This is a genomic window from Actinomadura sp. BRA 177 (genome assembly GCF_013372625.1).
In the GTDB taxonomy this organism is placed as follows: domain Bacteria; phylum Actinomycetota; class Actinomycetes; order Streptosporangiales; family Streptosporangiaceae; genus Spirillospora.
The window spans coordinates 1-14278 of record NZ_JABXFD010000450.1; the positions used below are offsets into that span (position 1 = coordinate 1).

12 protein-coding genes and 1 riboswitch are annotated in these 14278 nt (G+C 71.5%); of the genes, 6 read left to right on the forward strand and 6 right to left on the reverse strand.

All coding sequences use genetic code 11. The annotated features are described in order from the left end of the window. Positions 1-184 precede the first annotated feature (184 nt). Genes HUX53_RS26820 through HUX53_RS26835 form a run of 4 tightly spaced genes read left to right on the forward strand, consistent with a single transcriptional unit; the run spans position 185 to position 5145 of the window. Positions 185-1111: a response regulator receiver protein gene (locus tag HUX53_RS26820; RefSeq protein ID WP_176406003.1), complete on the forward strand. Its 927-nt coding sequence runs from the start codon at positions 185-187 to the stop codon at positions 1109-1111. A 40-nt stretch (positions 1112-1151) separates the two neighbouring features. After that, positions 1152-3053, forward strand: coding sequence for an AAA family ATPase (locus HUX53_RS26825; RefSeq protein ID WP_176406004.1), 1902 nt, complete (start codon positions 1152-1154; stop codon positions 3051-3053). Beyond that, positions 3050-3811 carry a 4Fe-4S single cluster domain-containing protein gene (locus HUX53_RS26830; RefSeq protein ID WP_309237448.1) on the forward strand — a complete coding sequence of 254 codons (762 nt, stop codon included), beginning with the start codon at positions 3050-3052 and terminating at the stop codon, positions 3809-3811. The genes HUX53_RS26825 and HUX53_RS26830 overlap by 4 nt, the downstream gene beginning before the upstream one ends. Continuing rightward, the gene (locus HUX53_RS26835) at positions 3799-5145 is read left to right on the forward strand and encodes an FHA domain-containing protein (RefSeq protein WP_176406005.1); all 1347 of its coding nucleotides are present in this window, start codon (positions 3799-3801) and stop codon (positions 5143-5145) included. The genes HUX53_RS26830 and HUX53_RS26835 overlap by 13 nt, the downstream gene beginning before the upstream one ends. A 71-nt stretch (positions 5146-5216) precedes the next feature. On the opposite strand, the gene typA is transcribed toward HUX53_RS26835, so the two are convergent. Further along, positions 5217-7070, reverse strand: a complete 1854-nt coding sequence (typA, locus tag HUX53_RS26840) for a translational GTPase TypA (protein WP_176406006.1) — start codon at positions 7068-7070, stop codon at positions 5217-5219. 239 nt (positions 7071-7309) lie between these two features. Beyond that, positions 7310-7462, forward strand: a riboswitch (cyclic di-AMP (ydaO/yuaA leader). 7 nt (positions 7463-7469) lie between these two features. Here typA and HUX53_RS26845 point away from each other — a divergent pair. After that, positions 7470-8483: an NlpC/P60 family protein gene (locus HUX53_RS26845; protein WP_255205669.1), complete on the forward strand. Its 1014-nt coding sequence runs from the start codon at positions 7470-7472 to the stop codon at positions 8481-8483. 413 nt (positions 8484-8896) lie between these two features. Here the strand turns inward: HUX53_RS26845 and HUX53_RS26850 are convergent, their stop codons facing one another. The 3 genes from HUX53_RS26850 to HUX53_RS26860 are packed head-to-tail and all read right to left on the reverse strand — an operon-like array spanning position 8897 to position 11338. Then, entirely contained in the window at positions 8897-9268 is a 372-nt protein-coding gene (locus tag HUX53_RS26850) for a (deoxy)nucleoside triphosphate pyrophosphohydrolase (protein WP_309237449.1), read from the reverse strand. A gap of 20 nt (positions 9269-9288) precedes the next feature. Continuing rightward, positions 9289-10038, reverse strand: coding sequence for a Mut7-C RNAse domain-containing protein (locus tag HUX53_RS26855; RefSeq protein WP_309237450.1), 750 nt, complete (start codon positions 10036-10038; stop codon positions 9289-9291). 31 nt (positions 10039-10069) lie between these two features. Continuing rightward, positions 10070-11338 (reverse strand): amidohydrolase family protein, encoded by a 1269-nt coding sequence (locus tag HUX53_RS26860; RefSeq protein WP_176406008.1) that lies wholly within the window; start codon positions 11336-11338, stop codon positions 10070-10072. 62 nt (positions 11339-11400) lie between these two features. On the opposite strand from HUX53_RS26860, the gene HUX53_RS26865 reads away from it, so the two are divergent. Next, positions 11401-11925 (forward strand): MarR family transcriptional regulator, encoded by a 525-nt coding sequence (locus tag HUX53_RS26865; protein ID WP_176406009.1) that lies wholly within the window; start codon positions 11401-11403, stop codon positions 11923-11925. A gap of 4 nt (positions 11926-11929) precedes the next feature. Here the strand turns inward: HUX53_RS26865 and HUX53_RS26870 are convergent, their stop codons facing one another. Then, positions 11930-12991, reverse strand: a complete 1062-nt coding sequence (locus tag HUX53_RS26870) for a bifunctional lytic transglycosylase/C40 family peptidase (protein WP_176406010.1) — start codon at positions 12989-12991, stop codon at positions 11930-11932. Next, entirely contained in the window at positions 12988-13629 is a 642-nt protein-coding gene (locus tag HUX53_RS26875) for a hypothetical protein (protein WP_176406011.1), read from the reverse strand. The genes HUX53_RS26870 and HUX53_RS26875 overlap by 4 nt, the downstream gene beginning before the upstream one ends. Positions 13630-14278 lie beyond the last annotated feature (649 nt).

The following is a 14278-nucleotide window of genomic DNA, read 5'->3' on the forward strand; positions in this document are numbered from 1 at the left end:
TTTGTTGGTTTTTTGTTTTCAAGCCGCACGCGGCATACGAGATAGGTGTCCGTCGCGTGGGCTCGGAGATGTGTAGAAGGGACAGGCCGTCAACCGCTCCGGCAGCGGCACCTCGGCGCCGATCGTCGCGCGGGCGGCGGCGCTCGCCGAGGTCGAGTCCCAGGAGCGCGCCCTGCGCGAGGTCGTGGAGCGCAACGCGCGCATCGCCGCGCTCGCCGAGACCCGCGCGAAGATCGGCGCCGAGGTGCCGCTGCCGGAGCGGTTGACGGCGCAGGAGCAGACCCCCGAGGAGCTGACGGCGTGGTGCACGGCCACCGACCGGGCGCTGGACGAGGCGGAGCGGCAGCTGTCCGAGCATCTCGCCGACCAGGTCAGCACGCAGATCTTCGCCGTCCCCGCCGAGGGGCTGACGGCGGACACCGCACAGAGCGCGCCGCCGCCCGCCACCGGCGACGACGTCCGGCGGAACCTCGAGAGGATCATGACGCGGCTGCTGCCGGACGCGGCGGACGCGGAGCGGCGGGCCGTGGCGGAGGCGGCGGCGCTGCTCACCGGGGCCGGGACGGCGGACGAGGCCGAGGGCGTCCTGCAGGAGGTGCGGCTGCGGATCCAGGCCGCCAACCGCCGCACCGAGGAGCGGCGCGCGGAGGAGCGGCGGCGGGCGGCCGAAGCCGACGCCGCCGAGCAGGCCGAGGCCGAGCGCCGCTACGTCCTCGACTCGGTCACCACGGCGTTCGAGGACATGGGGTACGAGGTCCACGCCGGGTTCGAGACGCTGACGGCCGAGGACGGCACCGTGACGCTGACGAAGGGCGCCTGGCCCGACCACAGCGTCCGGATGCGGGTCGACGACGCCGCGCACGTCCGGGCGTCGATGGTGCGCGAGCGGCCCGCCGAGAGCGAGGACGACCGCCGGGTGGACGTCGAGCGGGAGCGCGAGTGGTGCGAGGCGTTCGAGGCGGCACGGACGAAGCTGGCGGACGCGGGAATCCGCTCGGACGTGGCGTGGCGGCTGGACCCCGGCGTGCGTGAGCTGCCGGTTTCGGCGCCGTCACGGCAGACTAGGGGACGTACCGGGCAACGCGAGCGCCACCGCGAGCGTCATAACTGAGATGCGGGGCGACGCGGAATGAAGTGGGGGCCGCCGACAGATGAGCATTGATTCGCCGACTCTCGGGGGGCGGCTGCAGGGGTGGCCGCCGTTCGTCCGGGAGCTGGACGCGACCCTGTCCGTGCACTCCCAGTACGTCCTGTCGGGGAACCTGTACGACAGCTTCCTCACCCCGCCGGCGGAGGGCGGCGCGCCGACCGGGCTGCTGCCGCTGCGCGCCCTGCTGTGGGAGGCGCTGCGCTCCAGCGGCGCGTCGTTCATGGCCGTCTACGACCCGGTGGACGGGCTGCAGATCATCCCCGGCGACGACGACTCGACGCGGGCGGCCGAGCGGCTGCTCGGCAAGATCAAGGCGGAGGAGAAGCCGTCGCTGGAGGCGCTGACGCGGCTGCTGGCGGCGGTGGCCCGGCCGAAGGAGGACGTCCGCGCCGCGTTCGTGATCGACTCGGCGTCCCGGATCGCCCGCACCCCGACCGACCTGGAGCCGGCCGAGCGCGACTTCTTCCGGTTCTGCGCGAAGCTGTCGCGCACCGCGCGCCCGGTCCGGGTGACCGGGGCGCGGCCGAAGCCGCTCTACAACCCGATCCTGTGGCTGGTGGAGCGGCCCGGCGACCTGCCGCCGTGGCTGACGACCGACAACGAGAACATCCGCGAGATCACGATCCCGCGCCCGCATCTCGGCGACCGGCAGGAGACGGCGCGGCTGCTGGCCCGCGCGTTCGGGGTCACCGACGTCGGGGACGACGAGGCGGCCGCGGCGGCGTGCGACGCGTTCGCCGAGCAGGCCGACGGGCTCACCCTGCAGTCGATGATCGAGGTGACCCGGCTGGCGAAGGAGCGGGGCATCGGGCTCACCGACCTGCCGGACGCGGTCCGCACCTACAAGCTCGGCGTGCTCGACAACCCGTGGAGCCGCGGGCATCTGCGCCGCCGGGTGCTGGAGGGCGAGCAGCGCGTCCCCGAGCGGGTGATCGGGCAGCCGCAGGCCGTCACCAAGACCCTGGACATACTGAAGCGGGCCGTGCTCGGGCTGTCCGGCGCGCAGGCGACCAAGTCGGGCAGCCGGCCGCGCGGCGTGCTGTTCTTCGCGGGCCCGACCGGCACCGGCAAGACGGAGCTGGCGAAGGCGATCACCGAGCTGGTTTTCGGGGACGAGTCCGCCTACCTGCGCTTCGACATGAGCGAGTTCTCCGGCGAGGGGTCCGGCGACCGGCTGATCGGGTCGCCGCCCGGCTACGTCGGGCACGAGGCGGGCGGCGAGCTGACCAACGCCGTCCGCGAGGACCCGTTCCGGGTGATCCTCTTCGACGAGATCGAAAAGGCGCACCCGCGGATCCTGGACAAGTTCCTGCAGATCCTGGAGGACGGCCGGCTCACCGACGGGCGCGGCAACACCGTCCACTTCTCCGAGTCGATCCTGATCTTCACGTCCAACCTGGGGATGTACGTCCCGGGACGCGACCTGACGACGCGCGACGCGTCCCCGTACGCGGCGCCCGAACGTGTGCAGAACATCACACCCGGAATGTCGTACGACGAGGTCGAGCAGCGCATCAAGGGCGCGGTCGCCGACCATTTCACCGAGGTCCTCAACCGTCCCGAACTGCTCAACCGGTTCGGCGACAACATCGTCGTGTTCGACTTCATCTCCGGCGAGGCCGCGCACAAGATATTCGACCTGCAGTTCGCGAACATCTGCCGCCGGGTCACCGAGGAGCACCGGCTCTCCCTGGCCGTGAAGGGCGACGCGCTGACGACGCTCCGGGAATGGTGCACCGAGGAACTCGACAAGGGCGGCCGCGGCATCGGCATGGCGCTGGAGTCGCACTTCGTCAACCCGCTGGCGCGCGCCCTGTTCGACCGGGAGCTCGTCCCGGACGAGAAGGTCACCGTCACGGGCATCCGGCGCGAGGGAAGCATCGTCCATCTGGACCTCCAGTGACCGGCGCGGGCGGCACGGGCGGCCCGGACCGCACGGGCGGCGGGGGCGCGGCGCTGCTGCTCGCCAAGGCGCACTACCCGGTGACCACTCTCGGCCCCGGAACCCGCGCCGGAATTTGGACGCAGGGCTGCACGCTGCACTGTCACGGCTGCCTGTCCAAGGACACCTGGGACGCCGACCCGCGCCGCGCGGTGCCCGTCGAGACCGTTTTAGGATGGCTCGCGTCCCTGCCCGGACCGGTGGACGGAGTGACCATTTCCGGTGGTGAGCCGTTCGAGCAGCCGGCCGCGCTGGCGGCCCTGCTGCGCGGTGTCCGCGCGTGGCGGGACACCCCCGGCCGTGAGACGATTGAGTTGGACATATTGGTTTACAGCGGATATGCCTACTCGCGGCTCGCCCGCAGCGGCGAGACGCGCGAGCTACTGGACATGTGCGACGCCGTGATCACGGGACCGTACGTCGACCGGTTGAATCCGGGGGGGCGACACCCCGCGGACGGCTCCCTACTCTGGAGGGGGTCGGCCAACCAGCGTGTCGTGCCGCTGTCCCCGCTGGGGCGCGAACGGTACGGGGCACTGGCCGGTGTCGGGAAGACTGGAGAAGGAACAGGGCCCCGAGTACAGGTGTCCGTGGACGAAGGGCCGGAGGGAAGGCGGGTGTACTACATCGGGATCCCGCGAAGGGGTGACATGGAGCACCTGACGTCGAGGCTCGACCGCGCCGGGGTGCGCTCGGGGGATGTGTCATGGCGACCTTGAACTGTCCTGTCTGCGGTGAGCCGCACCAGCAGGGCGATCTGCTCTGCATGAACTGCGGGGCCAACCTCGCGCGCGGCGGTGGCGGCGCGCACCGGCAGGGGCCGGGCGGATACGACGACCAGCAGCAGCGGGTCCCCCCGCCGCCGGGACCGGGCGGCCAGTACGGCGGCGCCCCGCCCGGGCAGCAGTACGGGCAGCCGCAGCAGCCGCACGACCCGTACGGGCAGCAGGCCCCCCAGCACCAGCAGCCGGGCCAGCCCGGGCAGCAGCAGGACCCGTGGGGCCCGCCGCAGCAGCAGCAGCCGGACGCGTGGGGTCCGCCCATGCCGCAGCAAGGGCAGGACCAGCACGGCCAGCCGCAGCAGGGCCAGTACGGCCAGCCGCAGCACGGGCAGCAGCAGCCGCAGCACGGTGGGCAGCCGCCGATGCAGCACCAGCAGCAGCCGCCCGCCGACCCGTGGGGCCCGCCCCAACAACAGCAGCAGCAGCCCCAGGACCAGTGGGGCGCGCCGCCGCAGCAGCAGCCCGGGGCCGACCAGTACCAGCAGCGCGAGCCGCAGTACCAGCAGCCCCAGGACCAGTACGGCGCGCCGCAGGACCAGTACGGGGCTCCGCCCCAGCAGGACCAGTACGGTGCCCCGCAGGATCAGTACGGCGTCCCCCAGGACCAGTACGGCGCCCCGCCGCAGCAGGACCAGTACGGTGCCCCCCAGGACCAGTACGGGGCTCCGCAGCCGGGCCCGGCGGACCACCAGTTCGGCCCGCCGCCCCAGCAGCACGGCGCACCTCCGCACGGGGGCCCGCAGCACGGGGCACCCCAGCACGGGGGCCCGCAGCACGGCGGGCCGCCGCTGCCGCCGCACGGCCGTGAGGCGACGCTGCTGCCGCACGACCACAACCAGGGCGGGCGTCCCCCGGCCCCCGACAGCACGGCGTTCATGTGCCCGTACTGCGAGGCGGTGCTGAGCAACCCGGGCGCCGCGCAGTGCGACTCCTGCCTGCGTCCCCTGCCGCAGAAGGGCGGCACGCCCGTCCTGCGGGTGCAGTTCCCGACCGGTGAGCTCAAGGTCTCCGTCGGCCAGCACCTCGTGCTCGGCCGGGACGTGGGCCAGTCGCCGGTGGCGTCCACGTTCACGCAGTACGACAACGTGTCGCGGCGCCACTCGACGGTCTGGCTCGACCCGTCCGGCACGGCCTGGGTCCGGGACGAGGGCTCCACCAACGGGACGTTCGTCAACGGCGAGCGCCTCCCCCGCGGCGTGGAGGCGCCCCTCCGCGACGGCGACCAGCTCCGCCTGGCCGCCGACGTGACCGGGACCGTCCAGCTGAAGTGACCCGCACGTGAGAAGGCGGCCCCGAGGTTCTCAGAACCCCGGGGCCGCCTTTTCGCACGGCGGGAGCAGGATCAGCCGGCGCGCTTGGTGCGGGCGCGCATGCGCTCGCGCTCCTTGGCGTCCAGCACGACCTTGCGGATGCGGACGTTCGCCGGCGTCACCTCGACGCACTCGTCCTCGCGGCAGAACTCCAGCGCCTCCTCCAGCGACAGGAGCCGCGGCGGGGTGAGGCGCTCCAGCTCGTCGCCGGTGGACGAGCGCATGTTCGTGAGCTTCTTCTCCTTGGTGATGTTGACGTCCATGTCGTCGGCGCGGGAGTTCTCCCCGACGATCATGCCCTCGTACACCTCGGTGGTCGGCCCGACGAAGAACGTGCCGCGCTCCTGCAGGTTCGTGATCGCGTACGCGGTCGCGGCGCCGGACCGGTCGGCGACCAGCGAGCCGGACGGGCGGGTGCGCAGCTCGCCGAACCAGGGCTCGTAGTCCTCGAAGACGTGGTGCGCCATGCCGGTGCCGCGCGTCTCGGTCATGAACTCGGTGCGGAACCCGATCAGGCCGCGCGCCGGGACGAGGAACTCCATCCGCACCCAGCCGGTGCCGTGGTTCGTCATCTGCTCCATGCGGCCCTTGCGGACCGCCATCAGCTGCGTGACCGAGCCGAGGTACTCCTCGGGGATGTCGATGGTGAGCCGCTCGACCGGCTCGTGCCGCTTGCCGTCGATGTCGCGGGTGACGACCTGCGGCTTGCCGACGGTCAGCTCGTAGCCCTCGCGGCGCATGTTCTCGACGAGGATCGCGAGGGCCAGCTCGCCGCGGCCCTGCACCTCCCACGCGTCCGGACGCTCGGTCGGCAGGACCCGCAGCGACACGTTGCCGACGAGCTCGCGGTCGAGGCGGTCCTTGACCATGCGGGCGGTGACCTTGGTGCCCTTCTCGCGGCCGGCCATCGGCCCGGTGTTGGTGCCGATCGTCATGGAGATCGCGGGCTCGTCCACCGTGATCAGCGGCAGCGGGCGCGGGTCGTCGGCGTCGGCGATGGTGTCGCCGATCATGATGTCGGGGATGCCGGCGATCGCGATGATGTCGCCCGGCCCCGCCTCGTCGGCGGGCTTGCGGGTGAGCGCGTCCGTCATCAGCAGCTCGGTGATCTTGACCCGCTCGACGCTGCCGTCGTGCCGGCACCAGGCGACCGGCTGGCCCTTCTTGATCGTCCCGGCGTGCACCCGGCACAGCGCGATCCGGCCGAGGTAGCTGGAGGCGTCCAGGTTCGTCACGTGCGCCTGCAGCGGCGCGTCCGGGTCGTAGGACGGCGCCGGGATCGTCTCGGTGATCACCTGGAACAGCGGCTCCAGGTCCTCGCTGGCGGGCATCTCGCCGTCGCCGGGCTTGTCGAGCGCGGCGCGCCCGGCGCGGCCGGACGCGTACACGATCGGGAAGTCGATCTGGTCCTCGTCGGCGTCGAGGTCCATGAACAGCTCGTACGTCTCGTCCACGACCTCGTCGATGCGGGCGTCGGGACGGTCGGTCTTGTTCACGACCAGGATCACCGGCAGCCGCGCGGCGAGCGCCTTGCGCAGCACGAACCGGGTCTGCGGGAGCGGGCCCTCGCTGGCGTCCACCAGCAGGACGACGCCGTCCACCATGGACAGCCCGCGCTCGACCTCGCCGCCGAAGTCGGCGTGGCCCGGGGTGTCGATGATGTTGATCGTCAGCCCGTTGTGCTTGACGGCGGTGTTCTTCGCGAGAATGGTGATGCCCTTCTCGCGCTCCAGGTCGTTGGAGTCCATGACCCGGTCATCGACGTCCTGGTTCTCGCGGAAGGCCCCGGACTGCCAGAGCATGGCGTCGACCAGCGTCGTCTTCCCGTGGTCGACATGGGCGACGATCGCGACGTTCCGGAGGTCGTCGCGCGTGGAGATGGGCATGCGGGTTACCTTGCGTGAGGTTTCAGGAGAGTCGCCGCAGAAAAGCGGCAGCAGTCCATTCTACTTGCCCGCGCGGACCACCCACTCCGCGTCGCCCGGACCGTGCCTCACACGAGCCCCCGGCGCCCCTCCCGTCCCACCCCGCACTCCGCCCCGGCAGGTCTCGATTGGCCAACTTTGCTCATCCTTTGTAATCTTCCCCCGTGATCCGGTCGTCCGGAGTCCCACCCCCCGGGGCTGCGACCGGAACGCCGAATCTCCCGCCCGCCGGGAGAACCGGGGACCCACACACTCGGGGTGAATCGACGCGCCGCCGCCACGGCGGCGCGGCGTAGGGCGACTCCTGGCCCGAACCCGTCAGCTAACCCGGTAGGCGCACGAGGAGAGGAGAACACCGGCTTGGCACCGGAACCCCGCAGGCGGCGCGTCACGCCCGCCGCCACCGCCACCCTGCTCCTGCTCGGCCTCGGCGCCACCGCACCCGTCGCCGCCCACGCCGCGCCGCCGTTCCGGCTCGCCGCCGCCGCGACCACGCCGAGCCCAACTCCGACGACGGAGAAGGGCCTGCGCAAGAGCCTGAACGCGCTGAACGAAGAGGCCGAGATCCTCACCGAGAAGTTCAACAAGACCCGCGTGGACTTCAAAGCGGCCCAGAAGGCCGAGCAGGCCGCCACCAAGAAGGCGGAGGCACTGCGCGCCCAGGCCGGCCCGGCCCGCGAGCAGCTCGGGCAGATGGCCGCCGCCAACTACATGGCCGGCGCCCCCGACGCGATCTTCGGCTCGGACGGCTCCCCCGAGGGCCTGTCCGAACGCGCCTACCTCACCCAGAACCAGGCCACCGCCGTCCAGGCGCTGCAGAAGCAGATCAAGCGGGCCGAGGACGCGCAACGCGACGCGGAGGCCAAGACCGCGCAGGTCAAGAAGGCCTGGGACGACGCCAAGAAGGCCCGCGCGGAGGCCAAGGCCAAGGTCACCGAGGTGATGAAGCGCCTCGACAAGCTCAGCACCACGCACGCCCGCGACCCGCGCACCGGCCTCACCGCCACCATCAAGGGCTCCGACCTGCCCGCCAAGATGGCCCGCAAGGCCTACGGCAAGATCGGCTCCCCGTACGTGTGGGCCGCCGCCGGCCCGAGCAGCTTCGACTGCTCCGGCCTCGTCGTCTGGGCCTACGCCCAGGTCGGCAAGCCCGGCCTGCCGCACTACACCGGCGACCTGTACCAGCTCGGCACGAAGGTGTCGCGCGGCCAGCTGCGCTCCGGCGACCTGGTCTACTTCGGCAGCAACCTGCACCACATGGGCATCTACCTCAGCGGCGGCAAGTACCTGCACGCTCCGCAGACCGGCGATGTGGTGAAGATCTCCAAACTGTCGGACCGCTCCGACTACGCCGGCGCCAACCGCATCTCCTGACCCCTCCCCCGGGCCGCACCACGCGGCCACCATGCGTCGGGGGCTTCCTGCGGCGCGGTAGGAAGCCCCCGGTGTTTATTGTATTTTTCTCCTCCTTCGGGCCTGGCGGCCCTCCATCGTCGAAAAACACGGGCGATCGCTGTGTGTATCTGCACTGCCCTCCTCCTTCGGGCCCCGGGGGCCCTCCATCGTCGGGCAATGCGTGCGATTGCTGCATCGCATCCGACTCGCCTAGCGGCTCGCTGCGCGATCAGGTTCTCGCAAGCTCGAACCTGCCTTCGGTCGCAATCGCGACGATTGAGGTTGTTGCGGGGTTTGCTGCGTCGGCTGATGTCGGCGGGCACGTCCAGCCCCGGCCGCTCCGGCCCCTGGACACAGTCCTGGCGGGCGACACGCCTACAGAGGGAGCAGGGCTAGGTCAGGCCCTCTTGGGCGAGGGTGTCTATTACGGGGCGGTCGCCTGGGAGCCAGTCGACTACGTACAGCTCGTTCGGGGCCAGCCAGCGTAGGGCCAGGTGTTCCAGGGGTTGCGGTTCGCCCTCCAGGATTTCGGCTCGCCAGACTCGTAGGAGGGCTTGGTCGCTCAGGGGCCAGTCGGCGCCGACCTGGTGGCCCAGGCGGATTTTGATCGCCAGTTCCTCGTGGCACTCGCGGATCAGGGCTTCCTCGTCCGATTCACCTGGGTCGACCTTGCCGCCCGGCAGCTCCCAGCCGCCCGCCATGTGCGGCGGCTCGGCCCGCTGCGCGCTCAGCAGGCGTCCGCCGACGATGATCGCGGCGCCCACCACAACGAGATCGATGCTGATCAGCCCCTCTTCGATACGGCGGTCGCACGGGCGGATTCGACCTGGCGGGTCGCGGACCGGACGATCTCCTCCAGGTGGCCGCCGTGCGCGCCGCGCCAGTAGAGCTGGCCGCAGTCCGCGCAGCGGCCGTAGACGTCGTAGCTGCGGCGCGTGCCGGCCTCCAGGGCGCCTTCGATCTCGCTCTTGTCGACCGGGACGAGTTCGCCGTTGCAGGCGGTGCAGCGCGTCCACGGGTGGAGCTCCGGCGCGAACCGGTCCAGGAGGTCGTGGAGCTGGTCGTCCGGTTTGGAGCCGCGGACGTAGGCGCCGAACCACAGAGCGCGGCGGCGGAGGAGCCCGCGGTCCTGGGTGAGCAGGACGCGGTGTTCCGCGTTGGCCTGGACGACCAGCGCCGGGTCGTCCATGTCGTTGTGGTAGGCCGTGTCGAGGCCGAGGAGGCGCATCCGCCGCGCGAGCGTGCCCAGGTGGACGTCCAGGAGGAAACGCGGCACGTCCCCCGGGATGGGCTGGGGGCGCGGCACCGCCTCGACGTGCACCTCGTCCCCTGTTCTCGGACGGGTGGACGGCTCGACGGGTTCGCCGCCGATCGTCATCGGGCCCGCCTCGGGCAGCGGCACGCCGAGCGACTCCACGAGATGGCCCAGCGTCGACGTCCCGTCATAGGGCACCCGGTTGACGGCCTCCCGCCTCGTGGCGGGCAGGAACATCAGGAGTTCGCCGGCGACGCGGATGGTTATCTCGGACTCCACGCCGATCAGCATGCCACGCGCCGCCGACGGATCATGGGCGGGTCACGTGCGCGGCGGATTCTGAGAGCGAGGTCAGGGCAGGCCGGACGTCCTGGTTCTGCAACTCTCCCCCGCGTTTGACCACGCGGCCGCCGACCAGGACGGTGTCGACGCTGCGGGTGTCCGCTGAGAGGACCACCGCCGCGATGGGGTCGTGGGCCGCCGCTACGCCGAGCGTGTCGGTGCGCAGGACGAGGATGTCGGCCTGCTTGCCGGGTGTCAGCGATCCGGTGACGTCCGCGAGTCCGGCGACCTCAGCGCCCTCGTTGGTGGCCATCCGCAGGACGTCGGCCGTGGTGAACGCCTGGTTGGGGCGTCCGCGCTCCAGGACGTAGGCGGCGCGCATGATGCTGAACATGTCGCCTGGGCCGCTTGTGACCGTGTCTGCGCTGAGGCCCGTGGGGACACCCGCGTTCCGGGCTCGGCCGGTGGGCGGCGGGCCGATGTTGAGGGCGGCTTCGATGGCGGGTGCGACGGACACCGTCCCGCCATTGGCGGCGATCTGTTTGAGCGCCTCGTCGGTGTAGTAGTTGGCGTGCACGTAGGTCGTCGGGTGCTCCATCAGATCGTTGTCGGCGAGGAACGCCAGGCCGCGTGCGGCGCTCTCGGGGCCGTGTCCGCCCATGTGCACGGTGACCGGCAGACCGAGGTCGCGGGCGAGACGCCATTCGGTCAGGGCGCGTTCCTCGCCTGCGATCTCCGGGCCCAGTGCCGCCAGCGCCATGGTGAGCGTCCCGGTGGGTGTGTCGAAGTGCTCGCGGTGGACGCGGCGGGTTTCGGCTTTGAGGTCGCCGTCGCCGCCGTGGCAGTAGCCGAATACTGCTCTGATGCCGGACGCCAGGAGCGCTTCGATGCTCGCTTCCGTGTGGCCGGGGCTCAGTTGGATGTGCGCCCAGTCGACCAGTGTCGTGATGCCGGAGTCCAGGCATTCCATTGCGCCGGCGAGGGTTCCGGTGAACACGTCGTCCGGGCGGTAGCGGGGCGCCAGTTCGCCCAGGACGCGCTCCAGGTAGGCGGGGAGTGTGGCGTCGGGCAGGATCGCGCGGATTCCCGTCTGCCACGTGTGCCGGTGGGTGTCGACGAAGCCGGGCAGGACGAGCTTTCCCGTCGCGTCGATGATCTCGGTGTTCGCCGGTGTGGACAGGGCGGGGCCCATCGCGGCGATGCGGCCGTCCTCGATCAGCACGTCGGCGTTTCCGAGCACGGTCGGTGCGGGGTCGGTGTCGATGACGATGCCGTTGCGAAGCAGCAGAGCCTTCATGGAAATCAGCTTAAGGAAAAGCTTTTTAGAAAGCAATGTGCGGAGTCAGTATCCTCGGGGACGTGCAGGGAGACGGCGGGGAACGGCGGGACGACGTCGACGTCGTCGCCGGGACGTGGCGGCGGGATGGGCTGTCCGAACCGCTCATCGCGATGCTGGAGGTCGGCAAGCGGGCCGGGCGCATCGCCACGCTCGTCCAGCAGGCCATGCGGCCCGCGCTCGCCGGCCTCGGCCTCACCTACGCCGAGTTCGAGGTGCTGACCGTCCTGCGGCGGGAGGGCGCGCCGTACCGGCTGCGGCCGAGCGAGCTGACGCGGTCGGCGTTCCTGACCTCCGGCGGGACGAGCAACGTCCTGCAGCGCCTGCAGCAGGCCGGCTACGTCGAACGCGAGGCCAACGCGGGCGATGCGCGGAGCCGGTTCGTGCAGCTGACCGAGGACGGGCTGCGGGTCACCGGGCGCGCGCTCGAGGCGGCCGGTGCCGCGCACGAGGACGTCATGGCGCGGGTGCCCGAGCGGGAGGTCCGGGCCGCGGCCGACGCGCTCCGCGAGATCCTGCTCGCCGCCGGCGACCGGCGCTTCCGCTGACCGGTCAGGGCTGCCGTGCCGCCAGTTCGCTGACCTTCTTCTTGAAGTCGGGGCGCGCGAGCGGGCGGGTCACGCCGACCCAGTCCGACCGCTTGTAGGTCTTTACGCCGATCGCGGGCACGCACGTCGAGCAGCTCGCCACGATCATCTTGCCCTTGCCGATGACCATCCCGACGTGGCCGGGGTTGTCCGCCGACGTCCCCGGGCCGGAGTTGAAGAACACCAGGTCGCCGGGCTGCTCCTTGCCCTTGGCGACCTTCACGCCGAACGGCCACTGCTGGAACGTGGTGCGCGGAAGGTTCAGCCCGACCTGCCGGTAGGCGGCCTGGATGAGGCTGGAGCAGTCCCACGCGTCCGGGCCGTTCGCGCCGAACACGTAAGGCTTGCCGCGCTGCGCCATCGCGAACCGGATGATCTGCTCGACGAGGTCGCCGATGTTCGCGGGCAGCTCGTTGTCGTCGCAGTCGATGCCGTTCGCCTGGACGACCTTGAACTCGCCGCCGGCGTAGCGCTTCGCCCAGTCGAGGACGAGGTCGACGTAGTCCGACGAGTGGTTGTACTGGAAGATCGCGGTCTTCATCCGCTGCGGAGCGCCGTTGTGCTTGAGGTAGGCGGCCGCCGAGGGGATCGCGTCCTCCGGGTCGTAGCGGTCCTTCTTGCCGTCCTTGTCGCCGTCGACCCCGAACTCCTTGAACGTCGCGGCCAGGAACTGCATCGGCCCGCCGGCGCCCGCGTAGTTCTCCCCGCTGCCGACGCCGGGGAGCGTGGACCGGCCGTGGTCGGTCTCGACCTTGCCGATGCCGGCCAGCACGTTCCACGGGATGCCGTACTTCTTGCCCGCCTCCTCGTAGAGCTTCAGGTAGTTCGCGGGGACGGCCTTCGCGTCGTTCGCCGCGGCGGGCTGCGCGTCGGCGCCGGCGACGTCCACGCAGTTGCCTCCGCCGCCGATCCCGCCGCCGAACATGAACTGGCTCGCACCGAACAGGATGGGGACGAACACCAGCGCGACGAACACCGTCGCGGCGACGCCGAGGCCGCCGGCGAACAGCAACCGGCGCGGGCTCATCCCGTGTCACCCGCCTGGCCGGCGTCGGCGGGCTGGAACGAGTAGACCTTCAGCGAGCCGCCGTCGCGCGCGACGGTCACCGCGTACTGCTTGCTCTCGCTGCTCTCCTTGCCGCCCTTGGTCAGCTGCTGGCGGCCCGTCACCAGGAAGATGACCGAGTTGTTCTCGATGTTGCGCACCTGGTCGAGGGACGCCGACCCCTGCGCGACGACCTGCTCGCGGCGGCGCTCCTCCAGCAGGCCCGGTGTCGCCGCGTCCCGTCCGAGCTGCTGCTTCAGGTCGTCGGTGGCCAGGCCGGACAGGCGCCCCATGTAGGTCTCGGGGGTCTCGTCGTAGCGGTACGTCTCGTAGGCCGTGACGAACCGCTGGGCCAGGTCCGCCGCCGTGGCGAACTCCTGCCGGGAGAACGGCAGCAGCCGGTAGATGTCGAATTCGCCCGGGTTCACGGCGTTCTGGATGCCGGGTGGCGGGGACTCCGGGCCGGGCGGGCCGGCCGTGGGCGTGGCGCTCGGCCGGGCCTCCTGCCGGTCGTCGCCGCCGTGCTCGGGCGAGGCGACCGTCAGGTAGATGCCGACGGCGGCGAGGACCACTACCAGGCCCGCGAACAGCAGCTTGCGGCGGCGGTCGTTCAGGTTCATCACTCGTCCCCGTCCGGCTCACCGGACGGACGCTCCACCGGGCGCAGCCAGAACGGCATCGACGGGCCCTCCTCGGAGCCGCCGCGGCCCCACAGCGGCGGAGGCTGCCGGCGTCCGCCGGGGCCTTGGGCCGGCGGCTTCCCGTTCCCGTTGGACGAGCCGCCGCCGGAACCACCACGCTGCTTGGGGACGTTCGTCGCGGGCGCCCCGCCACCGGAACCGCCGCCCGAACCGCCGGAGCCGCCGCCCGTGCGGCCGCGTCCGCGATCGGCCGGGCCGGACGACCGGCCGCTGCCGCCGAACCAGCTGCCGCCACCGCCGCCGGACTTTCCGCCGCCGTTGCCACCGCCGCCCGAACCGCCCGAACCTCCGGAACCGCCGCCGCTGACGCCGCCGCCGTTACACCCGCGTCCCGACCAGGTGGTCGGCCGGGCGGTGCCCTCTCCCTGGCCCGCACCGGTCTACGGCTTCCCCTCGCCGCCCGCCTCTCCGGCGCCCCTCCCGCCGCCGCCGTTCTCCACCCGTCCCCTCTACCCCTCTGCCGCCGCCGACCAAGACGACAGGGTACATCTCTGACGTCCTACCACCCTTTACAAACACATCGCAATACCCCAATGAATTCGGTACCGTACTCCTATGCATATCTAAA

What these genes read in the sequence shown, in the direction of transcription:
- HUX53_RS26825 (WP_176406004.1), top strand. Translation starts at nt 1,152, where the DNA reads ATGAGCATTGATTCGCCGACTCTCGGGGGGCGGCTGCAGGGGTGGCCG.
- HUX53_RS26835 (WP_176406005.1), top strand. Translation starts at nt 3,799, where the DNA reads ATGGCGACCTTGAACTGTCCTGTCTGCGGTGAGCCGCACCAGCAGGGC.
- typA (WP_176406006.1), bottom strand. Translation starts at nt 7,070, where the DNA reads ATGCCCATCTCCACGCGCGACGACCTCCGGAACGTCGCGATCGTCGCC.
- HUX53_RS26860 (WP_176406008.1), bottom strand. Translation starts at nt 11,338, where the DNA reads ATGAAGGCTCTGCTGCTTCGCAACGGCATCGTCATCGACACCGACCCC.
- HUX53_RS26870 (WP_176406010.1), bottom strand. Translation starts at nt 12,991, where the DNA reads ATGAGCCCGCGCCGGTTGCTGTTCGCCGGCGGCCTCGGCGTCGCCGCG.
- HUX53_RS26875 (WP_176406011.1), bottom strand. Translation starts at nt 13,629, where the DNA reads ATGAACCTGAACGACCGCCGCCGCAAGCTGCTGTTCGCGGGCCTGGTA.